Source organism: Pseudidiomarina mangrovi, assembly GCF_003999375.1.
In the GTDB taxonomy this organism is placed as follows: domain Bacteria; phylum Pseudomonadota; class Gammaproteobacteria; order Enterobacterales; family Alteromonadaceae; genus Pseudidiomarina; species Pseudidiomarina mangrovi.
The window spans coordinates 1-2,810 of record NZ_RJLC01000004.1 but is presented as its reverse complement, the minus strand read 5'-3'; the positions used below and the strand labels follow the sequence as shown (position 1 = coordinate 2,810).

Sequence of the window (2,810 nt, the reverse complement as noted above, 5' to 3'; positions counted from 1 at the left end):
GCGTAGGGTGTAGGTGATTTCATGGCTGGCCATCGCCACGCCAGCGTGCTCGGTGCGCTTGATAATAGCGATATCATCGATGTAGGTGCGGGTGATGATGTCCCCGCCTGTGTACTCAACCTCAACCGAGCCATCAATGTAATACAGCGTTTTAGAGCTGCCGATAGCCTTCTTGTAGCGCTGCCAGTTGGCATCGTACCAGAAGCTCACTGTGGTGCTGCCAGCAGTGATGTGGGTCGGCTTATTCATGGCGTTGTAGGTAATGCTCTTGCCCGCACCGCTGGTCAGGTTACCGTTGTTGTCGTAGGTAAAGCTTGCGGTGCCGCCGCCGACAAGCGTCGCGCTCAGCACCGCGTTGGGTCCGGCGTTACCACTATTAGTCTTACCGGCTGAGCCGTAACTCATGCTGCTGGCGTAATCGCTCTTCTGTGTCAGGTTACCGGTGGCATCGTAGCTGTACGAGATACTGGGGCCTGAGCTTAAGTTGCTGTAGGTTAAGCGGTGCAGGTCATCGTAGTTGTAGCTTTCGGTCGAGACTGAAGCCCCATTGTTGCTGTAAACCGTTTGACTAGCCAGATTACCGAAGCTGGCATAGGTGTAATCGATGTCATGCAGTTCATTGCCCATGGCGCTTGTCGCACGAACCCGCTTCAGCTGACCAGAGACCGGTTCGTAGGTCCGGCACTCGTAGAGCGTGCCGTTGCTCTTCTCCGACTGCGTGATGTTCTGCAGCACGTCGGCCTGGAGGTGTCAACCAACTTGAAAAATACCGACGGTGACGCGGCTACATCGACTTAAGAAAAACTAGGCTGAAACAGAATAGTGAACTCCATCAAGCAGGATTCTTCAAACCTACTTGGCGACTATAAGCCCTGATCGCGTAATCTGATCGATTGTATAATAGATGTTTCTATATTTTTTGCCGCAGCCCTCCAATCACTCTCTGATTCTCCAGAATTAGGTATATAATTGAATTTTAGCTTTAGATAATGGGTTTCGGACAGTCTTGCCACATAATGAGGGGTCGGAGGCTTGCTTAGATAAGTAATAGTATAATATACAAATTCTGTTCCGTTGATTTTGATATCGTCATATTTATTCGGCAGCACTACAACCGGCACACCGTCAATATAGTTACCTATCATTTCCTCATGGATAATTTCATTGCGCTTCTTGAGGGCCACTTTTAAATCGTTGATGGTTTGTAACTTAGCGTCTTCGGTAGTGTGAACAGACGCAGTAAATTTCAAGCTCCCGTAAACTCGACCAATAAACTTAGATTTCCATCCCCAAATTTTACTTATAAAATAATGACTGTCTTGCTTATCGTAAATAGATTTATCTTTTACATCCACTGCGGAAGGAATTTCCTTTTCTTTTCCGAAGATAAACTCGCTTCTCTGCTCTTTATCCGGTAACGAAATTTCCAATACTTTATCACCAAAACTAATTTTGTGCTGTATCATCTGTCCACTCCCCGAATCCTGCTTACTGAATGCACAGCTTGTAAATAGCAGGACTGCCGCCAATAGTACTAAATGTTTCATGGGTGCTCCTAATGCGTATATTGACACGTTTGACACGGCATGGTGTGGGGACTCCAGTACGGGTCGCTCTTACTCCCAGCTAAAGACGGTATATTCCATATCGACCGAATTATCTTAAATGGATTCACTGTATTAAGCCCAACAATATTGGGGATTGCATCACCAGGGTGATTCAAAAAGCCCCGAATATTGACATTCGAAGATGCCATTATACGTTTGGTCATCCAAATATTACTGGCTGACCCATGAAACGCAACCGTAGTGTTAGATAAGTCTTTTCCCGAATACCTGACAGCCTCAGCAAAAATTGCACCACCTTGACTATGGACGGCCCATTTTACTCGTATGCCAGCTTTTTGTGTATCATCCAATACTTTGGCGAGCCCTTTCGCCATATCAGTAGTCGCGCCCATTTTGTCTTTGAACGCTTCCCATATATCGGCAAAGAAGTTTACTGATGGGTTATGGTACAGGGTGTATTCTGTAATTTCGTCATCTCCATAGGCATGCTCTAAATGCGCTCCCATTAGCTGTGCTGCCTCGTCTGCGTTAGTCAGAATGCCGTTAACCGCAGCATCCCCAGTCGTTACCGAGTCTACTTTCCCTACGAATTCCCAATCGTCACCAACTTTGACCACTTTATAGAGGGTGCCACCCGACGTTGATCTTGCGCCGCCTGCAGGCTTTTTCTTAACAAGCCCAGCCTCTTCCAGTCTGGTCATTAAGCCAGCCGCTTCAGCGCCGGTAATATTGTTGTCGCGGTTTAGATTGACCATCCCGTTGTCAACATCCACCTTGAAGCCGAGTGCGCCCAGAATTTCTCGAAGTTGGTCTTCTGTACCTCCATTGCTCCTATCCCAAATGACCGTCCGTATAAAGTACCCACTGGGGTCCGTCCCCGCCAGCGGGTTATTCATAATGTAGGAGTAAGGATTCAGCGACTGGCTGTTGCCGGGCTCCTGGATGAACGGGTCGACACTTAAGAACCGGCCTAAGTTGTAATCGTACACCCGGCCGTTCATGTGAATCAACTGCGCTTCATCAATGTGCTCGTGGTCGGTGAAACCCCGCATGGTGAAGGGTGTGCCGCCAGCAACATTCCACAGTGTTGCTGACGGGCTGGCCTGCATGGTGCCATAGCGTGGCTTGCCAAACGGATCGAAACTGCGGTGCTCCATGATGAGGTTGTTGTGGTTCGTCAGCGTCACCACCGAGCCTAAACGGTCGCGTAGGGTGTAGGTGATTTCATGGCTGGCCATCGCC

The 2,810-nt window shown here is 48.5% G+C and carries 2 protein-coding genes and 1 pseudogene; all 3 read right to left on the bottom strand.

Going from position 1 to position 2,810, the window contains the following annotated elements; all coding sequences use genetic code 11:
• Positions 1-735, bottom strand: a pseudogene (locus EFO84_RS00805) (RHS repeat domain-containing protein); the annotation flags it as partial.
• Between the two features lie 128 nt (positions 736-863).
• Positions 864-1,547, bottom strand: a complete 684-nt coding sequence (locus EFO84_RS00800) for a hypothetical protein (RefSeq protein ID WP_127346165.1) — start codon at positions 1,545-1,547, stop codon at positions 864-866.
• Between the two features lie 8 nt (positions 1,548-1,555).
• Positions 1,556-2,810: RHS repeat domain-containing protein (locus EFO84_RS00795; RefSeq protein ID WP_164742344.1), on the bottom strand; the 1,255-nt coding region annotated here is incomplete at its 5' end.

What these genes read in the sequence shown, in the direction of transcription:
- EFO84_RS00800 (WP_127346165.1), bottom strand. Translation starts at nt 1,547, where the DNA reads ATGAAACATTTAGTACTATTGGCGGCAGTCCTGCTATTTACAAGCTGT.